This is a genomic window from Paenibacillus sp. cl141a (genome assembly GCF_900109305.1).
Taxonomy (GTDB): Bacteria; Bacillota; Bacilli; order Paenibacillales; family Paenibacillaceae; genus Paenibacillus_AQ; species Paenibacillus_AQ lautus_A.
This window is the reverse complement of record NZ_FNZO01000002.1, coordinates 447,749-469,513: the sequence shown is the minus strand read 5'-3', so window position 1 is coordinate 469,513 and position 21,765 is coordinate 447,749. Positions and strand designations below refer to the sequence as shown.

Below are 21,765 nucleotides of genomic sequence, written 5' to 3'. Positions count from 1 at the left end.
TGATTCACACTCCCTTGAAATCTTCGTGGTGATAACCGCGCCATTACCGCCCATTACCGGTTATTTGATGTGAAGCGGCTCACCACTCCGTGATCCTAACCAGAGGAAGCAGCTCATCAATCGCTTCCCTTGCCGCCAAGTCGTCCGAGAACGCCGTAGCGCTTCCAGAGGCGACCCCCGTCCGGAATGCCTCGATCGGGCCCTGGCCCTTCGCAAGCGTGCCGACGAATCCGGCAATCATCGAATCGCCGGCACCGACCGAATTGCGGACGGTACCCGGCGGAACATGGGCGTGATAGACTTGATCGGCCGTGATGAACAGCGCCCCTTCTCCCGCCATGGAGATTAGGACATGCTGCGCGCCCTTCTCAAGCAGTTTCCGTCCGTACTCCACAAGCCGCTCCCTTGAGTCAATGACAACGCCGAACAACTCGGCCAACTCGTGGTGGTTCGGTTTCACAAGGAGCGGCTTATTGGCCAATGCCTTCATTAGAGCCTCGCCGGTGGTATCCATGACGAATTCTGCGCCGCCCTTTCGGCACGCTTCGATCAGACGGCCATAAAAGTCTGAACCCAGCGAAGGCGGCACGCTGCCTGACAGCACAACGATATCGCCGGCTTCAAGCTGTGACAGCTTATGGAGCAGCTCTTTCGTTTCGTCTTCCCGGATATCGGGTCCCAAGCCGTTGATCTCTGTCTCTCCGCCATGCTTCAGCTTAACGTTGATTCGGGTATCATCCGCAATGTTCACGAAATCCGTGCGGATTCCTTCCTTACCGAGCATCTCTTCGATATAACGGCCGGTGAAACCGCCAAGAAAACCGATAGCCGTATTATCGGCTCCCAGCTGGTTCAGCACCCGCGATACGTTAATTCCTTTCCCGCCCGGAAACTTCATGTCCCGGGTCATTCTGTTCAATCCGCCAAGCTCGATATGTTCAACTTCCACGATATAATCAATGGAAGGATTCAGTGTAACGGTATATATCATTATGATCCCTCAATTATTTTGGTTTTCTGTGAAATGACCTTCTTCCATGTTTCCGGCAAGGACTCCGTAATCAGCGTCGCTTCGTTCAAGTCCAGCAATTTGGCGAAGGAAACCTCTCCGATTTTGCTGGAATCCGCAAGGACGTAACTGGAAGCGGACAGCTGGTGGGCCCGCCGCTTGATCAAGGCTTCTTCCGGATCGGGGGTGGTGTAGCCCATCTCCGCATCCACGCCGTTCGTGCCCAGAAAGCACCGGTCAAAACGGAAGTTGTCCATATTTTGCAGCGCGATGCTTCCGATGACGGCTTTGGTATGAATCTTCATCATGCCGCCCAGCAGATAGCTTTTGATCCGCTTGCTGACCAACGCTTCGATATGGGATAAACCGTTCGTGACAACCGTGACGTCTTTGGCGTCGATGAACGGAATCATGGCCAGCGTGGTCGTACCCGCATCCAGGTAAATGCTTTCTCCATCCTCAACCTGTGCTGCAGCCAACCGGGCAACCGCATTTTTCTGTTGAATGTTTTTGAACGTTTTTTCCTCAATTCCAGGTTCTTGTATCTTTGGGCTCGGCAGAGCGGCTCCGCCATGAATACGCTTTAGCAATTGACGTTCTTCAAGGTCGATCAAATCTCGCCTTACCGTCGATTCCGAAGCTTCAAGGAGTTCTACCAATTCCTGCAGCTTCACGACACCGCGCTGTTGTAAGCGCTCTAATATGATTCGGTATCTTTCTTCCGTCAGCATAATGAATCCCCCTCTACAGCATATAGTATCATATTCGCCCCAAAAAACAATCTAAAACTTTCAAAAACATTCACGATCCTTCAGGAAATCGATGAATAATTTACCATCCCGGCAAGCTGCCAAGTTGGAGTGTTTCCTCTTATAGATGACAGTATGCCCCATAGCAAGCCGAGAAGCGTCGAAACATCTCATAAACGTTTGTAACCTGCTGCCTCTACGCTATATACTGGTAACTAGGAAACTCTCACAGTATAGAAGAGGTGACATGAATGGACCAACTGAAAGAAGCCTATGAGCGGCTCGGTCTGCCGGAGGATGCAACCAAGGAACAGCTTGACGACCGGTATACGCTGCTCATGCGCCAAACCCGTTCGCATCAAAGACGGGAGCCGGACCGGGCGGAGGAGATCGAAGCCGAGTTTGCCGAAATCACCAAAGCCTATAAATTCATCCTGGAAGAAGAGAACCGTAAAGCTTTGGAAGAGATGAATCAGAAACGGTACGGCAAATACAAGAGGTTTGCCGGGACGGCGGAGAAAACCGACCATTTCTTCCGTTATTATAAATTCCACGTGCTCGGCGGCATTGCCCTGGTGGGTGTTCTCATTTATATCGTGATCAGCATTTTCAACCATCAGGCAGAGAAGGAACGGCTGGCCAGCCTGCCCCCGGTTGACCTGGAAGTCATGTTCCTCGGTTCTTATATGAGCCAGGATGGTGGACAGGACCTTAAACCGATCGAAGACGCAATTTTGGCCCAATTTCCCGATTGGAAACGCGTAACCGTTAACATTAACTACGTGCCTCCCCTGGATTCCAACAATCCGCAGGATGCCGCCATGCTGCAAAAGGCACTGCTGGTGCTGTCCACCGAACGTCCTGATCTGTATATCATGGATCAAACCGCCTTTGATTGGATTGGCAATCAAGGCATGGTACGCCCGCTCGAAGCGGAAGTCGAAAGTGAGCTGAAGGAACTGCTTGCCCCGGAGATGCTGGTAAAGGGTACAAATGAGGAAGACGGCGCGGAGCATGTGTATGCCGTGGATATTATGGGCAGCCCGCTTGGCGAAGAACTGCCCGTCCTGAAGAAAGAAATGTTTGCGGGGATTCGCGAAGGCACGGAACGCGACGCGAATGCACTGCGCTTCATTAAGCAATACTTGGAGACGTCCAAGTAACGTCGGACCCTTTCGAATATCGATACAGCCCCTGCTGCTTGGCCTTATGGCCAAACGACAGGGGCTGTTTGCATGACATTATCGATTAACAATCGAGCCCAAGGATGTAAAAGCATGTGTAGCAAATCCTTCGGAAGGTTCGCGGTGAGGGTTATTTACGCGGAATATATAACCCTGTCCGTCAAACTCATCCACAATGTACATCTTGGTCAGGCCCTCGCCTTCGCCTATCATATACACGGATGCATCCTTCATGACTTTGTGCCTTTCACTGCCCTCAGCTTCATGGACTTTGCCAACCTCCGCAAGCTCCTTCTCCGCCTCAAGCTTGAGTATTTCCGCGTTATAATCCGAAGGCAGCTTCGTAATCTCGACGTAATAATCCGGGTCCACATTCATGGTCAGCCTGTTGGTTTTTGCATCAAAGGAAAAAATATCGAATATATACAGCGCGTAGCCGTCACCCTCGGCCAGTTTGGCTGTTTTGGTTTCTTTCATGCCCTCCAGCTCCAGCTCGAAATCCTTGGTTTCCGGAAGCTGCGCGTTCTCGGAACCCGAGCCGCCGCCTTCGTTGTCAACTTTCAATTTGATGAGGATCAACTGCTTCAAATCTTCCTCGCCTTCAACCGGCTGTTCCCTGTACTCATAGGAGACGGGCTCTTCTCCCTGAAGTTTGGATATGATCTGATCCATCCCCTCACCCAGCCGGAATGCGGTCGGACCATCGGCGGTCTCGATTTCGATTGAATTATTATCGATTTGACCTACGTAAGTACCGGTTCCTTGCTTAATCTCGTACTTGGGCTCCTCGACCGGATTCGGATCCGCCGGCGGCTGAGAAGTCGGGCCTTCGCCGCTGCATGCCGTCATTGCCAAGAGCAGCATAGCTGCGGCAACTGCTGTGATTATGTTGCTCCAACGCTTTCGCTTTGCCATATAACCACCTCCATTATGATTAACGGGAATCCTGGAGTTAATGTTGCACAATTCCCGCTTTTTGGGCGATTCCTTCGCATTCGCGTTCAAAACGACAAGAGCATTTCCTTTTCTGATCAAACAAGGTATTCTAGTAGTAATACAGACTCAAATAGTTGATAAAGGGAGATGTTCATGCCTGGTAAAATTAGAATTTTTGCTGACAGCACCTGCGACTTACCACCTTCGTGGATAGACGAATATAATATCGGCATCGTTCCGCTCTACGTCGTATTCGGAGAACAATCCTTACGGGATGGAGTCGACATTACACCGGAACAGTTGTATGCCAAAGTCGATCAGATCGGCAGCCTGCCCAAAACAGCGGCACCTTCTCCGTCCGACTTTATTGCGGCCTTCTCGCCTTCGATTGAACAGGGCGAGGATATCCTGTTCCTCAGCATTTCGTCAGAGCTTTCTTCCACCTACCAAAATGCGTTGATAGCTGCAGGCGAGCTGCCCGAAGGGCGGGTTACCGTGTTTGACTCGCGCAATCTTTCCTCCGGCATCGGACTGCTTGTTATGAAGGCAGTTCACGCGGCCAATGAAGGCTCGTCGATACCGCAAATTGTGGAGCTATTAAGCCGTACCGTAAACGAAGTGGAGTGCGAATTCGTTGTCGATACGCTCGATTATTTGTATAAAGGCGGACGCTGCTCCGGCATGCAAAACATCATCGGCAGCCTGCTCAAAATCCGTCCGGTGATCAAAGTCGTGGACGGCGGCATGATCCCGGCTTACAAGGTGCGCGGCAAAAAAGAAAAGGCGCTGGATCAAATGATTCAGAATGCACTGGCTCAAGTGGATAAGATGGACAATGATCTGATAGTTGTTGTCCATACCATGGCCGAGGAGGAAGCCCGATTCCTGCAGAAGGAACTGCAGGAAAAGACAGGCGCACGACAGGTCAGCATTTCTACGGCCGGCTGCGTCATTTGCAGCCACTGCGGTCCTCAAACCGTCGGTCTGATGTATACCAAGAAGCCATCATAAATTGTTTATATCCGAAGACAGTTCTGCTTGGTTGTTCTCTGCTGCAGGGCTGTCTTTTCTGTCCTTCGTCTAAGCAGAACGTTTAGGAACTTATTAAACGAGCCTCCAATAGGTTAAACATGTCCATCCTAGACCAAAGTCTAGGTGAAACATTCCCCGAAGGACCGAGGACACCCCATCCCTTGCATGGTATTCTTGGAATAATCAATCTATATAAGGAAAGGAACGAAGTTTGTATGACGAAACGTACAATCTTAGCACCTCTGCTCATCCTGCTTGGCGCATACTTGCTCTTGAACCAAGGCGGTACCGTAGGCGCCGGTTCCATTTTTGCCACGTTCTGGCCTACCCTGTTCGTGATCCCGTTAGGCCTGTTTTTTCATTGGATGTACTTCTCGCTGGTCGGACGTCAGGGAATCGGGCTGTTGATACCGGGCGGCATTCTGCTCACAGCCGGTATTGTCAGCCAAATCGCTTCCTTGTTCGACTCTTGGGGGTCGATGTGGCCCGGCTTTATTCTTGCCGTTGCGGCCGGATTGTTCGAGTTCTACTGGTTCGGTTCGCGTAACAAGTGGCTGCTCATCCCGATTAACATTCTGACCGTCCTGTCACTGCTGTTCTTCGTGGTATTCTCGATCGGACCCGTACTCAATTACCTCTCGGTCGTTCAGCCTGTCATCGCGGTGCTGCTTGTGCTTGGAGGAGCTTGGCTGATGCTCGGGCGTAAGAGGCACGGGTGAGCGCACGATTTGCCAAACCGTCAACAACGCATAAAGGCACTCCGAAGGTTGGCTAACCTTGGAGTGCCTTTTATTTAGCGGATGCCGCCCATATCCATCAAGAAGATGCAGCGGCGGCTAAGGTTTCATTGCTTTGGAACAGATGGTGGACGCTGCGGATATAACGGACGGTTCTCGTGCCGGAGTACATCATGACCGAATGCGTTTCGGCCCGCTGACCCGGCATATATTTAACCCCGCGCAGGAAATCTCCAGCCGTCACGCCGGTGGCGACGAACAGCACGCCTTCCCGTCCTACCATATCCTCCATCGTCAGCAGCTGCTCGGGATGCTTCAATCCCATGCCCTGGCATCGGACGAAATCCTCCGGCGTCTCCGGTATGAGCCGTCCCTGGATTTCTCCGCCCAGGCATTTCAAGGCGGCTGCGGCCAGAACGCCTTCCGGTGCCCCTCCGGAGCCCACGTAGAGATCGACCTCACTGTCCGTGCAGGTCTCGATCGCTCCCATGACATCGCCGTGGCTCAGCAGCTTAATCCTTACCCCGGATTCTCGCAAAGCCCTGATCATCGTGCTGTGACGCTCGCGGTCGAGAATGGATACGGTCATCTCCGACAGCGGCTTGGATAAGATCTCCGATGCTTTTCGAAGGGTAACCTCAATCGGGTCATTCAAACTCAGCTTGCCCGCAAGCTCCGGGCCGACCGCAAGTTTATGCATATAAATATCGGGCGCGTGCAGCAGGGTTCCTCGTGGAGCCGCGGCAATCACGGACAACGCATTGTTCAGCCCGTTCGCCACCGTTTCCGTTCCTTCGAGCGGATCCACCGCCACGTCCATCTTCGGACCTTTGCGGTTCCCTACGCGCTCTCCGATATACAGCATCGGCGCTTCATCCATCTCGCCTTCCCCTATGACCACGACCCCATCCATCGCTGCGGAATCAAAATGCTTGCGCATCGCTACCGTTGCTGCTTCATCAGCACTGTTCTTGTCACCTCTTCCTGTCCAGCGGGCGGATTGCAGCGCTGCTTCCTCCGTCACTCTTACAAGCTCCAATGCTAATGAACTCTCCATGATTGAATCCCTCCTTCTGCTATTTTCCTAACCGATGCTGCTTATTTCAGATAATTCATAATCAGTCCTGCGGATTCCTCAATTGCCTTATCCGTGACGTCGATGACGGGACACCCGAGATCCTCGTACAGCGACAAGGCGTAATCCAGCTCCTCCTGGATCCGCTCCAGGGCTGCATACTGCACCTGATGCGGCAGTCCCATGACCTTTAAGCGCTCGCTGCGGATTTTGAGAAGATGCTCCGGCTCGATCGTAAGTCCGATGATCGTGCCGTTCGTGACCTCTCTGAGCTGCGAGGGCGGCGACATTTCCGGCACGATCGGAAAATTGACCGTTTTGTAGCCTTTATGTGCGAGAAACATCGACAGCGGCGTCTTCGAGATCCTGGATACGCCCAGCAGGATGATGTCCGCCTTCAAAATGGCGCTGACATCCTTGCCATCGTCATACTGGACGGCGAATTCCATCGCGTCCACCCGCCGGAAATAGCTGTCGTCCAAGCGGTGAAGCAGGCCCGGCAGCCGCTTGGGATAGTCGTTGAACGTGTCGGCAAAGGCCTGCATCATCGGCCCCATGATATCCACGGTGCGAATGTTGAGCCGGACGGCTTCTTCCCGCATGACCTCGCGAAGCTCCGGCTGAACGAGCGTATAAGCCACAAATCCTCCGCGCCTAGCCACCTCCTCCATCAATTCGGTCAATTCTTCCTCGTCGCGAACGTTCATATAACGTTTAACCTCTGTATTCGGAAGCTCGAATTGGCGCAGGGTAGCTTGAACAACCGCTTCAGCCGTCTCCCCGATGGAGTCCGAACAGATTGCTATGAAATGAGTTAATGCCTGATTCATCCGATTCCTCCCATTATTCCTCGGCTACCATGTCGAGCAGCATTTTGATAATATTCGTTTTTGTGATCCGACCGACAACCTTCCAGTGCTCCCCCGGATTTCCCGTGGTGGATGGAACGACCACTGGCAGACTATCGATTTGATGATTAATGATTTTTCGTGCGGCATCCAGCACCGTGTCTTCCGGCTGCACCGTTGTTACGTTGGCCCGGCGGGTCATGATCAGGCTTACCGGCATGGAGGAGGCCGTCGGGTTGCCAAGCGTTACCTTGAGCAGATCCTTACGGGACACGATACCGGCCAGATGGCCGTCGGCATCGGTAACGATCAAATTTCCCACGTTCTCCAGAAACAAGGATACAACGGCTTCGTGAATCGTCGTGGTCTCACGCACAATCACCGGAACGCCGTGCAGATCGCCAACCTTCATTTTGAGAAGGCGAAACTTTTCCTCCCGGTCCCGCGTTCCCCGCTTTCCCAGAAAGTACCCGACCTTGGGCTTGGCATCAATATAATCCAGAACCACAAGCTTGGATAAATCGGTGCGAAGAGTGGCTCGGCTGACATTCAGCATCTCCGCAATCTGATCTCCTGTAATGGGTGCATGTTTTTTTACGATATCGACGATATCCTGCTGCCTTGTCGTCAGTTCGATAGTGATCCCTCCTGCGTGCATTTCCTCTACTTGCCGATATAATACGTCATATATAATATATATGCAACATATTTTCACCTAAAAATGCAGAATAAAGTATCAATAATTTTTGTCATACCCATCAAAAAAGGTTATAAATCCAAAAAAAGCATGCTCTCAGGAAGATTCCTCCCTTAAGCATGCATACTGGTTAATCATTCCGCTAATCGCCACGATCATTCAGTCCTGAAGGTCCGTGCCCTTGCATTCCCCTTTTCCGCAAAATCCATAAATGATTTTCACTCCGTCGGTTGGAATCGTGTCTACCATCTCATCGCATCTGGAGCAAATGATCAGGCCCCATTCCTCGTTCGCCTTGCCTTTGGCTGCCACTGGACTTGTTAACGCTTTCATAACATTTCCTCCTCATGTTTATTCCCTTTGCTGCAAGGCAGTTCCCGCTTGGATATCAAGGGGTCACAAACGATTCTCCACTTCATGCCAAAGACCGCTAACCCAACTCCTTCGCTTCACCCATCCTTTATTTTCCACTATATTCTTAATGTATTGGGCAAGAAATAAAGATATGAGTAAATCATGTTTAATGTTACAAAAAACATGTTAAGTAATTTTTGTGTAATCTTATTTCATCTAAAAAGAGAGGGATATCCTTAATTTGGCATGATATGATAATATATACTTCGGATTCCACTAAAAATCGACATTATAGACGGAGGGTTTGGATTGAATAACACATGGCAGCTCATTAAGAAAGGAAATACCTCTTCCGCCATTGCCGCACTGGGCAATACGGGATTGGCCATCATCAAGGGGATTGCCGCTTCCATCAGCGGCAGCGGGACGATGTTTGCCTCCGCCATGCATTCGGTGGCTGATGCCGTGAATCAGGGATTCGTATTCGTAGGCAGCGTCCTGGCCGAGCGGAAGCCGACCAAGAAGTTCCCCACCGGCTTCGGCAGGGTCATTAACCTGGTCTGCATGGTCGCGGTGATCGTGGTCACCATCATGGCCTATGAAACGATACTGAAGGGCTTCAAGCTGTTAAAACATCCGGAAGAAGCCACGAATTTCTGGCTCAATTTCATTGTGCTGGCCATTGCTGTTATCATTGACGGTTCCATCCTGGTTAAAGCCATGAAAGAAATTATGAAGGAAACCGGCGCCGAAGCATCAGGACTTTCCTTGCTGCCCGCCGCTTTCAAAAATGCCGGCCGCGCCGCCCCGCCGACGCGGCTTGTGTTCTATGAAGATATTGTTGCAACGCTTGGCGCCCTCTTCGCGCTGATCGCCATCGTGTTCGCGCATTTCTTCAATTTCCTCATCCTGGACGGAATCGCCACGATCCTGATCGGCTGTCTGATGGTAGGCGTAGCTTTTAAGGTCGGATATGACAACATGGTCGGTTTAATCGGGGTGGCCGCTCCGAAGGATGTGGAGGAGAAGATCTCCAGAATCATTCTTGCCGATCCGGATGTGCGTGACATCAATCGTCTGCGTATTCTGCAAGAAGGCCGTAATTATCATGTGGAAGCCTACATCGAGCTGAAAAAAGGGATGACCCTGGCCGAAGCCGGGCAATCCAAAATGAGAATCAACGCCCTGTTGACCCAGGATCCGAACATCTCGGACGTGACCTTGGGCATACTGGAGGACGACGGAATCAAGCTCTGGAATCCAAGAGAGGATCTGGAGCATCCGGGTCAATAAGGAAGAGGCATGACTCAGGGTCCGTTTGGACCTCGGGCATGCCTCTTTTTTTATGCGACGCTTAATGATTGCGCTTTAGGAATTCGACTATCCGTGCATAAGCGATCTTTTCGTTGGCCTTCTTCGTAATCCCATGCCCCTCGTCTTCGAACACAAGATACTCCACGTCACGGCCCTTGGCTCTCAAGGCCTCGACGATTTGGTCCGACTCCTCTTTAACAACGCGCGGATCGTTGGCTCCCTGGATGATGAGCATCGGGTTCACCATATCATCCAGGTACGTAATCGGCGAATCCTTGATGAAGCGTTCTTTATCCCTCTCGGGATCACCTATCCAGCGCTCCATAATCGGTTTCCAGTGTTCCGGCACCGAATCGTAGAAGGTAAACAGGTTGCTGACCCCGACGATGTCGATGGCCGCCTTGAAATACTCCGGATTCCGGCCCGCCAGCAGCAGCGTCATATAACCGCCGTAGCTTCCCCCCATCACGAAGAGCTTCTCGCGGCTCGATATTCCCTGCTCGAACAACCAATCCATGCCTGCCAAGCAGTCCTTGCGCGGTCCCTCGCCCCAATCCTGCTCCACCAATTTCACGAAGGAGCTGCCGTAACCGGTGCTTCCCCGGAAGTTCGGGCAGAAGATGTGATACCCTTTGGCCAGAATATACTGGAACATGGAGCGGAACTGCTTGCGCTCCGAGGCTTGCGGGCCCCCATGCGGCCAAAACACCGTATAACCGTTGGCCACGTTGTCTTTGGCGCGGAACAGGAGGGCCTCGATCTCCATCCCGTCAAAAGATGGATACGTCACGACATCCGGCGTCACCAAGTCCTCATCGGTCAACCCTGTCAGCACGTTCTTTGTGATCGTGCTCCATGAGCCGTCTGCATAACGGTAAATGTTAAGCGGCTTCACCGCACCCCGGGCGAGCAGGTACAGATTGCCGGACCTTGTGACGTTCAGCTGCTCCACGATGTCCGATGGAAGAGGAATGGCGGTTAACTCACCGCTGTCGAGCGAATAGGCATACAGTCGATCCTCTACCCCTTTTTCCGTAACGATGTACAGGGTTTGTGAATCCTTATGGAAGCGCAAGAGCTGTATGCTCTCCCGGTCGATGCGGCACAGGGGTTCAAACTTTTGCTGCGGGATGTCGTAACGGGCCACATAAGAAAATTCGGATTCATAGTCTGTTGCAAAAATGACCTGGTCATTGCTGACAAACAGCACATCCCCCGAAATATGCACCTGTTCAGGCGCAGGCGTCAAGCACAACGGCTCTTCGCCCTCTCGCTTCACGTAACTAACATAGTAGGTGTTGGCATACATTTTCGTATATGCGATGGTTTTCTCGTCGGGGCTCACGGCACACATTTCGGTCGATGTCCCCTCGCCCTCATGCAGCAAATGATCCTCCTTGGTGTCCAGATGATACACGCGCGAATTCAGGAAGGACGGATTCCCCTTCGACGTGACATAATACAGTCGCTTCCCGTCCTCTGACAGATGCACAAAATAATGTTTGTCCTCCGCATCCGCCCCTTCGAACAAAGGCAGCGGCTCGCCGCCGTTCCAGCGCAACGCATGAAACTGATAATTCTCATTCCCGTCGCGGTCAAACGCCGTCAAGATATGCCGCCCTTCCGGGTCCAGCTTAATGAAGCTTGCGATCTGGTCATTGTATGTAAGCGGATAAGGGTAGGACGTCTCCCCTTCTAACTCCATGGCCCATAAATTGAACTTTCCGTTTAGACTGCTGCTGAATACAAGCCGTGACTCGTCTGCACTGATTCCGAAGGTACGAATGCCATACGTTTGAAAAAATTGCTCCACATCGGACTTAGGAAATTCGATCATTCATTTGCCTCCCTGACCTCATCTTATTATCCATCGGTTAATAAATGGGCAAGTCTTCCAAACCGCTGGATTATTCCCATTATAACGCAAAGCATTCCGGGGGTCACCGTTACATAGTCGGGTAGTTTACTAAGTCTGCAGACCGAGATGATGCACAAATTTTGACAGAGGCCTGTATATATTCCCGGCGCCCCCTCTTCTGCCCGCATATCTGCTGCAGGATTCCATATAAATGATAAGAACCATGTTTTTAATGACGAAGGGGGGATTCTCGTGCACCAAGACGAGATCGCGGAACTGGAACGTTCCATTGCGGAGATTACCGAGATCGCTACAGGCTTCGGCCTTGATTTTTACCCTATGCGATATGAGATCTGCCCGGCAGACATCATATACACCTTCGGCGCCTACGGCATGCCTACCCGGTTCAGCCACTGGAGCTTCGGTAAAACCTTCAATAAAATGAAAATGCAGTACGACTTTGGCCTAAGCAAAATCTACGAGCTCGTAATCAACTCCAATCCGTGTTATGCGTTTCTCCTGGACGGCAACTCCCTGATCCAGAACAAACTCATTGTCGCCCATGTCCTTGCACACTGCGATTTTTTCAAAAACAACGCCCGCTTCTCCGTCTCCAACCGCAATATGGTCGAGAGCATGTCCGCCACGGCGGAGCGCATCTCCCGCTATGAGATCGAACACGGCACGGAGGCGGTTGAGCAGTTCATCGACGCCGTGCTGGCGATTCAGGAGCATGTGGATCCCCATATCGTGAGACCCGATAAACTCGATAAACAGCGCTACACGGCACGACGGATGCAGGAGCAGAAGGAGGAAGCCAAGCGGCAGAAGCCTCCCGGCCGGTATGACGATTTATGGGAAATGGACGAAGACGGTGACAAACAAACCGATAAATTGCCGGCTGCGCCCAAGCGCTTCCCGCCCGATCCGGAAAAAGACATCATGTGGTTCATTCAGGAGCACTCCGACATTCTGGAGGATTGGCAGCGGGACATTATGAGCATGCTGCGCGAGGAGATGCTGTATTTCTGGCCGCAGATGGAAACCAAAATCATGAACGAGGGCTGGGCTTCGTATTGGCATCAGCGTATCCTGCGGGAAATGGACCTGACCAGCGAGGAAACGGTGGAGTTCGCCAAGCTCAACGCCTCGGTCGTACAGCCGTCGCGCCACAGCCTGAATCCCTACTACCTCGGACTGAAAATCTTCGAGGATATCGAGCGCCGCTGGGATCGGGAGAAGATGTTTGATGTACGCGAATACGATTCCGATATTTCCTTCCTGCGCAATTATTTAACAAAGGAACTCGTGGAGGACCTGGACCTCTATGTCTTCGAGAAAAAAGGGCCGGAGTGGAAAATCACCGACAAGGCATGGGAAAACATCCGCGATCAGCTGGTCGTCTCCCGCGTAAACGGCGGCTCGCCGTTTCTCGTCGTGACCGACGGCGATCATCTCCGTTCCGGTGAGCTGATGATCAAGCATTTGTACGAGGGCATTGAGCTCGACCTGAAGTATATGGAGCGCACCATCCCTTATGTTTACCGGCTCTGGGGCAAACCCGTGCATCTGCACAGCATCATCGAAGGCAAACCGATTCTGTTCTCCTATGACGGCAAGAAGCTGCATCGACGGTTTATTTAACGGCGGTTGAAGCAGCAAAACAGCGGTATATATCACAGCAGCACCCGCGATGAGTATTGATCCATTCGCGGGTGCTGCTGTTCGTTTACGTATAGGCACGTCATCCGTTCGCTTCTTGACCCCTGTTATACGCTGACCTTCTCGGATGAGGTTTCGATCTCGATATCGTGCTTCCGAATATCATATTCGTGTTGAAGCGATTCCAAATCATCGGCCAGCTTCTCCATCATTTTCACGAAGGCGGCCAATTCCTGCGAGCTTGCTGCCTGATTACGCGCGTTCATGAACGTTTTCTCCGATTCCTGCTCCACGAGCCCCAGCTTGCGAATAATGCCGCTGACCTTGTCCTGAATCTCATCCATCGCCTTCTTGGAGTTGGTGGCCAGCTTCCGCACTTCACCGGCGACCACCTCGAAGCCTCTGCCTAACTCCCCGGCATGGGCAGCCTCGATCGCCGCGTTCAGGCCGAGCAGGTGGCTCTGATCCGAAATTTCCCGTATCAAACTTCCCATCTGCTCGATATGCAAAATTTCTTCGCCCAGCTCGGAAGTCAGCGTATGCGCCTTATCCTGCGCCTCCGCTGTTTTCATGGCGTTGTCGGCCATCAGCGCCGCGCTCTGATCCAGCTCCACGATCATGGCCGTCAATTCTTGAACTGCAGTTGTAATCGCTTCCAACATTTTTTGCTGATCCGAAGCCAGGTTGCTGATCTTCTCTTTCTCTTTCATTTCGTAAGCTTCCAATACGAGCTGGGAGTCCAGGTTAAACATTTTGCTCAGGGCATGCACCACTTGAATCCATTGATCCGGTACGAGCTTCTTCAGTAAATCGGCGGCAATATCCAAATAAACCATGTAACTTCCAAGGTAATAGTCCGTGGTCAGGCCGATTCTGGAATGAACTTGTCCGATCTTAATCCGTTCGGCAATATAAGCATCGTCCACTCTACCTGAAGCAAGCGACATCCAATACACCCGCTGGGTCTCCTTAAGCCGTTCCACGGTCGAGGTGCGTCCGATAATCTGCATCAGCTGCGGCTGCGTTCCGATCTGCGCGTAAAACCGGTCCACGACCTCTTCAACCACCTTCGCAAATACCTCGCGATGATTTGCGAGAAGCTCCAATCCTTGCTCGTCCAATCCGATATACTCCAACTGCTGGCGTCTTTTCGGGGAAACATCAATCATTTCGAAAAATCCACTCCTAAATAGGTGATCCATATCACAGCTTCAAGTACTTAGGGTCCATTATAGCCTATATTTACCACCTCGGCATAATCCCAAAGTCCTAATTGTGTGTAGATTTGCACCTCCAATCGGGCAATCCCCTCCAAACGAGGAGAAGCCACCCAATTCCACAGGCGACTTCTCCAGACATTCCGCTTCTGCTATTTTCGTATTCGTCTTACCGGTTTAACAGGCTGCCCACGTAACGCAGCAGCTCATTGGCGCATACCGGGCAGTACCCATGCTCCTCGATCAGCCTGGAGCTTACCTCGTTGATCCGTTTCAGCTGCACGGCATCCGGCGTTTTGGTCGAGGTCGTAATTTTGACGATGTCCTTGAGGTCCGTGAACAGCTTCTTCTCAATCGCTTCCCGAAGGCGCTCATGATTGTGGTACTCGAACTTTTTGCCCTTGCGGGAATAAGCCGAGATACGAATCATGATCTCCTCCCGGAACGCCTTCTTTGCGTTCTCTGACACGCCGATCTGCTCCTCGATCGAGCGCATTAATCTCTCGTCTGGATCCATCTCCTCGTCGGTCAACGGATCGCGGATTTTCGTCCAGTTGCAGAACGCTTCGATGTTATCCAAATAATTCTCGAACAGCGTCTTGGCGGACTCCTCGAAGGAATACACAAAAGCCTTCTGGACTTCCTTCTTGGCCAGATCGTCATACTCCTTGCGAGCGGCGGCAATGAAATTCAGATAGCGTTCCCGCTCCTCCTTGGCAATGGACGCATGCTGATCCAGCCCATCCTTGATCGCCCGCAACATATCCAGCGCGTTAATGCACTGAAGATCCTGCTTAATCAAAGCACTGGATATCCGGTTGATGACATAACGCGGATCGATGCCGGACATGCCTTCCTCCAGATATTCATTCTGCATCTCCTTCAGGTCCGCTTCCTTATACCCTTCAACCTCCACCCCGTCGTACATGCGCATCTTCTTGATCAGATCCATGCCCTGCTTCTTCGTTTCCTTCAGACGCGTCAAGACGGAGAATATCGCGGCAGAACGAAGCGCGTGCGGCGCGATATGGATATGCTTCATGTCGCTTTGGCCAATCAGCTTCGAGTAAATCTTCTCCTCGTCGCTGACTCGCAGATTATATGGGATCGGCATGACAATCATCCGGGATTGCAGGGCCTCGTTTTTCTTATTGGCAATGAACGCCTTATACTCGGATTCGTTGGTATGGGCCACGATCAGCTCATCCGCGCTTATCAACGCGAACCGGCCCGCTTTAAAGTTCCCTTCCTGGGTCAGGGAGAGCAAGTTCCATAGAAATTTTTCGTCGCATTTCAGCATCTCCTGGAATTCCATCAAACCGCGGTTCGCTTTGTTTAACTCGCCGTCGAACCGGTAGGCGCGCGGATCCGATTCGGAGCCGTATTCCGTGATGGTGGAGAAATCGATGCTGCCGGTCAAATCGGCAATATCCTGCGACTTGGGATCCGACGGACTGAACGTGCCGATGCCGACCCGGTTCTCCTCGGAGATTAATATCCGCTCGACCTCAACCTTTTCGATATCGCCGCCGTACTCGGTTTTAAGCCGAAGCTGGCAGGCCGGGCACAAATTCCCTTCGATTCGGACGCCGAGCTCCTTCTCGATCTCCGGTCTTAGCTCCGTCGGAATCAAATGCAGCGGCTCTTCCTGCATCGGGCAGCCGGCGATCGCGTATACCGCTCCACGGTCGGTACGGGAATGCTTCTCGAGGCCGCGCTTCAGCATCGTGACAAGCGTGGATTTGCCGCCGCTGACAGGTCCCATAAGCAGCAGTATGCGTTTGCGTACATCGAGCCTGCGGGCTGCCGAATGGAAGTACTCCTCCACGAGTTTCTCGACAGCCCGGTCGAGGCCAAAGATTTCCTGTTCAAAAAACTTATATTTTTTCTGGCCCCCGCTCTCTTCGAAACCGTAGGATTCGATCATGTCATATACACGGGCATGGGCCGTCATGGCTGGAGAGGGATCCTTCTTAAGTATTTCAATGTATTCCCTGAATGTGCCGCTCCACGCCAAACGGTCGCCTTCTGCCCGATACGATGCTATGCGTTCGAAAATATCCATATCGCTACCTCCTATGAGTCTGTTTATGGGGATTGGCTTCCATTCCACAGCGTCATTAGAAAACATTCCATTATCGAAAAAGTGTATTACATACCTATGCGGCTTGCTTGGAATAGTTGACCTTATTTTCGAAGTCACGCTTATGCTTTTTTATCTAACCACCGGTTCATTCTACACTCGGGTACGCCGCGAAAGCAGTCCCCATGCTATACTGAAATTACATTGACGTAACATTAGCAACTTTCGATTAAAAGGAGAGTCATCATGGCGATAAAGCATGAAGCCGAGCTGTACGCTCCCCTGAAGGCCTTTTTTGAATTAAACGGATATGAAGTCAAAGGCGAGGTACGGAATTGCGATCTGGTCGGCATGAAAGACGGGGCCGATGAACCGCTGATCGTGGAGCTGAAAAAAACGTTCAATCTGGCTCTTCTGCTCCAGGGCATTGAGCGGCTGAAGCTGACCCCGTACGTATACCTGGCCGTCGAGAAGAGCCGGGCGAAGAAAGGAGCGGTCAACCAGCGCTGGTCCGAGCTGACGGGGCTTTGCGGTCGACTGGGATTGGGGCTCATCACGGTCACCTTCTACAAAACCAAGGCGCCCTTCGTCGAAGTGCTCTGCGAGCCGGAGATGGCCGTGCAGAAGGGCCGCACTGCCATTAGGCGCAAGGAACGCCTGCTGTACGAGTTTCGGGAGCGCAGCGGCGATTACAACACGGGCGGGGTGACGAGGGCCAAGCTGGTGACGGCTTACCGTGAGAAAACGCTGCGCGTTGCTGCTGCCATGAATGCAGCGGAAGCGGAGCAGCGCAGCATGCACGAAGCTGCTCCCGATGGGCGTGAACTCCAAGAAAAAGCTGTCCCTGCAGTGTCGCCCGGCATTTCTCCCGCGGCTGTTCGGGATCGGAGCGGCGTGGGTTCGGCGGCAGACATTCTGCAACGCAACTACTACGGCTGGTTCCGCCGGGTGAGCCGCGGACGCTACGTGCTGACGCCGGCAGGCGTGCAGGCCCTGGCAGACTATGCCACCGTATTGAAATCATAATTATAGAACGGATCTTGAAATACGAATCCGCCCATGAAAAAAAGCTGCGGATTGAGCCTATCAGCCTGGCTCGATCTGCAGCTTTGCTATGTTCAACGCGTTCGTAAAAGGAATCTTCCATGTCTAATTCCGGGCCGTAAATTCCATCACGGCTTCGCTGATAAGATTCATGCCGAGCAGCAGCTCATCCCGCCCGGGATGCGTAAAATTCAGCCGGATGCACTCCCTGGTTCGATCTGCCGCCGAGCACATCGAGCCCGGAAGGAAGGCCGCTCCCTTCAGCAAGGCCGCCCTCAGGAGCGCATCCCCGTCCAATCCTGGGGGCAACTGCACCCAGAGAAACATCCCGCCAGGCGGTACCGCGTACCTCGAATCCTTCCATGCGCTGCGCTTCAGCAGTTCCACCATCAGCTTGAGCCTCGTTGCGTACTCCCGGTTGAGCATGTCAATATGATCCTCCAGCTTAAAATGCTTCGATTCCAGCAGATGGTGCAGCATCCGCTGGTTGAGCATGCTGGATTGCCAGTCGGCCATCTGTTTCACGGCCGTCATCATCTCGATCAATCGCCGGCTCCCGGCGGCCCATCCCGTTCGAAGCGCGGGGGCAACGGTTTTGCTGAAAGAGCCCACATACAGAACATGTCCTCCCTGCGGCTCTTCGAGCGAGAAAATGGAAGGAAGGCGGGGCTTCGGATTCTTGGCATCCGCGAAATGAAGGTCGCCGTACGAATCATCCTCCACGACAAGAAGCCCATGCGAGACGCATAGCTTCAGCACCTGCTGACGCCGTTCCAAACTCCACATGACGCCGGTCGGATTGGTAAAATTAGGCGCGGCCATAAGCAGCTTCGGCTTATGCTGCCGGATCATGGCCTCCAGATGCTCGGGCAGCATCCCGTCATGATCTCCCTCCACAGGAACGATGACGGCACCTTGAAGACGCAGCACCTGAAGCAGTCCGGGGGAGGTCGGGTTCTCCACCAGCACCGGATCCCCAGGGTCCACGCACACCCTGACCAGCAAATCGATGGCCTGCTGGGTGCCTGTCGTCAGCAAAATATGCTGGGGCTGGACGCTCAGGCCTTTCCGCCGGGAGAAGTCCTCGCTCAGCCACTCGCGGAGCGGCCCATAGCCTTCCGCCTCACCGTACTGCAGGGCCAGCGGGTCCTCGGACAGCACCGCTGTCGCCGCCTCTGCCAGCGAATGCAAAGGGAATAACTCTTCGGCCGGCAGCTCTTCCGCCAAGGAAATAAAAGAATCCCGCTTCGCAAGTTCCCTGATATCGCGCAGCGGGGATGACAAAAGGGTCTGTGCACGGGAAGCAAAGGAATACTGCATGGAAGTCCCCCCTCTAACCGTTATCAAAACCTCGGTTTTGTATTCAGGAGCCTCTTATATAACCTCTAAAAGGTATTCCTGATATTTATATATTATAACCTTAATTCTGCATTAGGCATAAATTTGCCTGCCTTGGCGGGTGTACAGGGCATACTTCTCGATGGCCTGCGCACGTGTGGAAACCCCGAGCTTCACGTATATTTTGCGAAGGTAGTTGTCGATCGAGCGGCGGCTTACCTGAATTTCCATGGCGATTTTGTCGTACGTAATGCCCTGGACGATCCGTTCCATTATAAAAGCCTCCGTCTCGGAGAGCTGGAGCCCGCCTTCGTTCATCGCAGAGGCCGTCAGCGGCCAGATGCCTTGCCTTACCCAGTCGAGCGGCAGCGAGGCAACGCCCTCCCGAAGTCCGGTAATCATATGTATGAGCTGGAAAGTGGACGCCTGCTTGGACAACAGGCCGCTCGCGCCGCGACTGATCAAAGACTGGAGCAAGGGAAGCCCGTCATTATCGGTCATAATAACGACATGGGTCTTCGGTGACAGCAGCTTCATCTGCTCCAACACCGCTTCGGACGTATGATCCGACAAATGATAATCCAATAGTACCAAGTCAGGAAGCAAATCCTCGACCATTCGAAGCCCTTCCGAACCCGAGGATGTCATTCCCTCAACGAGCAGATCCTGCTGCTCTTCCAAAATCAATTTCGTTCCCAGCATGCTTGTAGGTTGACTGCCGACGATAACTACCCGCCAAACCTGATTCATTTTCTAATAGACCTCCTGTATCAACAAACTTGGCTCCCTAGCATCTCTATTAAGTAAGCGCCGTCAATTCCTTGCGTTACCGTCATTGCGAATTCCCGTTGTTTGCAGATATGGACAGACGCAAATTCCCGCTGTTACTCGCATAGAAAAAAGGTTAATTAATCCTATAGGCGCAGGGATTATGACGGCATGCATGGCGAATGTCTTATATGTATCCTAATTGATAATCAAATCTATACAGATTGTATCCCACTCTAACTTTCTAAGCAATCTATTTTTCATAAAAACAAGTGCTATTGGTTCGTCTTTGCGAAAGTAATCCTGACATGATAGAATGATACCTGGAAAAAATGATAGATTTTGAGGGGTGATGAAATGCCAATGTTGGAGCCGGAAAACAATACCCCCTATAAATCCCGTGAGGAAGTGCATCAAAAGGGGCCATCGGCCAAATGGTTCTGGGTATTTTGGATTGTGCTGATCGGGCTGGGTACCACCGCAGCCTACCTATATAGCAATCATTTGAAAGAGCAAGTCGTGGCGCAGCTGCAGCAGGACACGCGCCAGGAGATGGCGGCATTCAAAGCGGAGTACGACCAAAGGTTTAACGAGCTGGTTCAGGAAATGGACGAGATGCAGAGCAAGGTTCAGTCGTTTAATGAGCTGCTGACCTTTACCAAGGATCAGGCTAGCGGCAAGACGGACAACAGCAACAAGCTGTATAGTCAATTAAGCCAGGTCGAGAAACAGCTGAAAGAGCTGGAACGCAAGATGGAGCTGCTGAAGTGAGAAAACTGAAGTATATCCGTCCCAAACAGTTAAACCGTACGTTTATGCTTGCCATTGCACCATTTATCGGGATGCTGCTGTGCATGTGGTTAATCACCGAGCCGCCGCGCCTGTCGTACGAAACCGCGGAGTACATACCGTCTGGCAGCATATCGGAACAATCCGCCGTGATCAAGCAGGATCTGGATCAAGCTGCAGTCTCAGCAGAACAGACGATATCCTCCATTGAAAAAACGGCCAAGCTCTATCGGCAGACGACCGCTACGGTAGGAACCATTCTCCAAACAGCGGAATCACAGGCCGCGCGGCCGGAGCAAATCTATAATCGCCGGATTACAGCCAAACTGGGTGTCCCGATCGAGACGGTCAACAGCGACCGGATTCGAATCGAATTGTACAAGATCAATCCGGGCACCTATCACGGCTATGCGATGAAGGTCAAACTGAAGGATCCTTCCGCCATGAAGATGTCGCTTGGCAGCGAAAGCGGCAGGCCCGGATCCGTCGAAACCACGATGCGCGCCGTAAGCCGGCATGGCGCCGTTGCGGGGATTAATGCCGGCGGATACGCTGACGGGAACGGGGGCAGACATCCGCTGAGCACGACCTTTTACGATGGCAAATACGTCTCGGGATTTCAACCGAGCTTTAAGGATCTGGCCTTTGTCGGCCTGAGCAAATCCGGCAAGCTGATCGGCGGCAAGTTCTACAGCCAGAGCGACCTTGACCGGCTCGATCCGATGTTCGGGGCCACCTTTGTGCCGGTGCTGCTCCAAAACGGCAGGAAAACGACGATCCCCGACAAATGGAAAACGACTCCCGGCCGGGCACCGCGCACGGTCATCGGCAATTACAAGGACGATCAGCTGCTCATCCTCGTTACCGAAGGATATGATGAGAAGGGAAAATCGGGAGCCACGCTGCAAGAGCTGCAAACCAAACTGAAAAAAATGGGCGTGATCGACGCCTTTAACCTGGATGGCGGCGGTTCCGCATCCCTTGTTCTGAACGGACGCGTCGTGAACAAGCCGTCGGACGGCAGTCTGCGGCCGGTCCCCACGCACTTCTTGTTTTTCAAATGATAGAGTC

The 21,765-nt window shown here is 52.4% G+C and carries 20 protein-coding genes; 8 read left to right on the top strand and 12 right to left on the bottom strand.

Annotation, left to right across the window (positions count from 1 at the left end):
- Positions 1 to 79 precede the first annotated feature (79 nt).
- Both pfkB and BMX45_RS07285 read right to left on the bottom strand, forming a co-directional pair.
- Entirely contained in the window at positions 80 to 991 is a 912-nt protein-coding gene (pfkB, locus tag BMX45_RS07290) for a 1-phosphofructokinase (protein WP_090909110.1), read from the bottom strand.
- Positions 991 to 1,740, bottom strand: coding sequence for a DeoR/GlpR family DNA-binding transcription regulator (locus BMX45_RS07285; RefSeq protein WP_090909109.1), 750 nt, complete (start codon positions 1,738 to 1,740; stop codon positions 991 to 993). Before BMX45_RS07285 ends, pfkB begins: the two co-directional genes overlap by 1 nt.
- Positions 1,741 to 2,009: 269 nt before the next feature.
- Here BMX45_RS07285 and BMX45_RS07280 point away from each other — a divergent pair, with 269 nt between their 5' ends.
- On the top strand, positions 2,010 to 2,921 hold the full coding sequence (locus tag BMX45_RS07280; protein WP_090909108.1) for a hypothetical protein: 912 nt from the start codon (positions 2,010 to 2,012) through the stop codon (positions 2,919 to 2,921).
- A 78-nt stretch (positions 2,922 to 2,999) separates the two neighbouring features.
- Here the strand turns inward: BMX45_RS07280 and BMX45_RS07275 are convergent, their stop codons facing one another.
- The gene (locus BMX45_RS07275) at positions 3,000 to 3,857 is read right to left on the bottom strand and encodes a hypothetical protein (RefSeq protein WP_090909107.1); all 858 of its coding nucleotides are present in this window, start codon (positions 3,855 to 3,857) and stop codon (positions 3,000 to 3,002) included.
- 174 nt (positions 3,858 to 4,031) lie between these two features.
- On the opposite strand from BMX45_RS07275, the gene BMX45_RS07270 reads away from it, so the two are divergent.
- Positions 4,032 to 4,889 (top strand): DegV family protein, encoded by an 858-nt coding sequence (locus BMX45_RS07270; RefSeq protein ID WP_015737093.1) that lies wholly within the window; start codon positions 4,032 to 4,034, stop codon positions 4,887 to 4,889.
- Between the two features lie 236 nt (positions 4,890 to 5,125).
- Entirely contained in the window at positions 5,126 to 5,629 is a 504-nt protein-coding gene (locus tag BMX45_RS07265; protein ID WP_009595848.1) for a hypothetical protein, read from the top strand.
- Positions 5,630 to 5,726: 97 nt separating this feature from the next.
- On the opposite strand, the gene glpX is transcribed toward BMX45_RS07265, so the two are convergent.
- The 4 genes from glpX to BMX45_RS07245 form a co-directional block, all read right to left on the bottom strand.
- Positions 5,727 to 6,704, bottom strand: a complete 978-nt coding sequence (gene glpX, locus BMX45_RS07260) for a class II fructose-bisphosphatase (protein WP_009595806.1) — start codon at positions 6,702 to 6,704, stop codon at positions 5,727 to 5,729.
- Positions 6,705 to 6,745: 41 nt separating this feature from the next.
- Positions 6,746 to 7,552: a pyruvate, water dikinase regulatory protein gene (locus BMX45_RS07255; protein ID WP_090909106.1), complete on the bottom strand. Its 807-nt coding sequence runs from the start codon at positions 7,550 to 7,552 to the stop codon at positions 6,746 to 6,748.
- Positions 7,553 to 7,565: 13 nt separating this feature from the next.
- Complete coding sequence (locus BMX45_RS07250) at positions 7,566 to 8,228, bottom strand: helix-turn-helix transcriptional regulator (RefSeq protein ID WP_009595798.1); 663 nt, start codon at positions 8,226 to 8,228, stop codon at positions 7,566 to 7,568.
- Positions 8,229 to 8,426: 198 nt separating this feature from the next.
- Positions 8,427 to 8,600: a GapA-binding peptide SR1P gene (locus BMX45_RS07245; RefSeq protein WP_090909105.1), complete on the bottom strand. Its 174-nt coding sequence runs from the start codon at positions 8,598 to 8,600 to the stop codon at positions 8,427 to 8,429.
- 330 nt (positions 8,601 to 8,930) lie between these two features.
- On the opposite strand from BMX45_RS07245, the gene BMX45_RS07240 reads away from it, so the two are divergent.
- A complete protein-coding gene (locus tag BMX45_RS07240) occupies positions 8,931 to 9,914 on the top strand; it encodes a cation diffusion facilitator family transporter (RefSeq protein ID WP_090909104.1) in 984 nt (327 codons plus the stop codon).
- A gap of 61 nt (positions 9,915 to 9,975) precedes the next feature.
- Here BMX45_RS07240 and BMX45_RS07235 read toward each other — a convergent pair whose 3' ends face one another.
- Positions 9,976 to 11,772: a S9 family peptidase gene (locus BMX45_RS07235; protein WP_090909103.1), complete on the bottom strand. Its 1,797-nt coding sequence runs from the start codon at positions 11,770 to 11,772 to the stop codon at positions 9,976 to 9,978.
- Positions 11,773 to 12,045: 273 nt separating this feature from the next.
- On the opposite strand from BMX45_RS07235, the gene BMX45_RS07230 reads away from it, so the two are divergent.
- The gene (locus BMX45_RS07230; protein ID WP_090909102.1) at positions 12,046 to 13,437 is read left to right on the top strand and encodes a SpoVR family protein; all 1,392 of its coding nucleotides are present in this window, start codon (positions 12,046 to 12,048) and stop codon (positions 13,435 to 13,437) included.
- A gap of 125 nt (positions 13,438 to 13,562) precedes the next feature.
- Here the strand turns inward: BMX45_RS07230 and BMX45_RS07225 are convergent, their stop codons facing one another.
- Positions 13,563 to 14,624 carry a globin-coupled sensor protein gene (locus BMX45_RS07225; RefSeq protein ID WP_090909101.1) on the bottom strand — a complete coding sequence of 354 codons (1,062 nt, stop codon included), beginning with the start codon at positions 14,622 to 14,624 and terminating at the stop codon, positions 13,563 to 13,565.
- A 217-nt stretch (positions 14,625 to 14,841) separates the two neighbouring features.
- Positions 14,842 to 16,737 carry a PrkA family serine protein kinase gene (locus tag BMX45_RS07220; RefSeq protein WP_009595712.1) on the bottom strand — a complete coding sequence of 632 codons (1,896 nt, stop codon included), beginning with the start codon at positions 16,735 to 16,737 and terminating at the stop codon, positions 14,842 to 14,844.
- A gap of 264 nt (positions 16,738 to 17,001) precedes the next feature.
- Here BMX45_RS07220 and BMX45_RS07215 point away from each other — a divergent pair, with 264 nt between their 5' ends.
- Complete coding sequence (locus BMX45_RS07215; protein ID WP_090909100.1) at positions 17,002 to 17,781, top strand: DUF2161 family putative PD-(D/E)XK-type phosphodiesterase; 780 nt, start codon at positions 17,002 to 17,004, stop codon at positions 17,779 to 17,781.
- Between the two features lie 123 nt (positions 17,782 to 17,904).
- On the opposite strand, the gene BMX45_RS07210 is transcribed toward BMX45_RS07215, so the two are convergent.
- Both BMX45_RS07210 and BMX45_RS07205 read right to left on the bottom strand, forming a co-directional pair.
- Complete coding sequence (locus tag BMX45_RS07210) at positions 17,905 to 19,119, bottom strand: aminotransferase-like domain-containing protein (RefSeq protein WP_090909099.1); 1,215 nt, start codon at positions 19,117 to 19,119, stop codon at positions 17,905 to 17,907.
- Between the two features lie 111 nt (positions 19,120 to 19,230).
- Positions 19,231 to 19,887, bottom strand: coding sequence for a DNA-binding response regulator (locus BMX45_RS07205; protein ID WP_009595829.1), 657 nt, complete (start codon positions 19,885 to 19,887; stop codon positions 19,231 to 19,233).
- A 381-nt stretch (positions 19,888 to 20,268) separates the two neighbouring features.
- Between BMX45_RS07205 and BMX45_RS07200 the strand changes: the two genes are divergently transcribed.
- Positions 20,269 to 20,676, top strand: coding sequence for a hypothetical protein (locus tag BMX45_RS07200; protein ID WP_090909098.1), 408 nt, complete (start codon positions 20,269 to 20,271; stop codon positions 20,674 to 20,676).
- Positions 20,673 to 21,758 (top strand): phosphodiester glycosidase family protein, encoded by a 1,086-nt coding sequence (locus tag BMX45_RS07195; RefSeq protein WP_090909097.1) that lies wholly within the window; start codon positions 20,673 to 20,675, stop codon positions 21,756 to 21,758. Before BMX45_RS07200 ends, BMX45_RS07195 begins: the two co-directional genes overlap by 4 nt.
- The last annotated feature ends 7 nt before the right edge of the window (positions 21,759 to 21,765 follow it).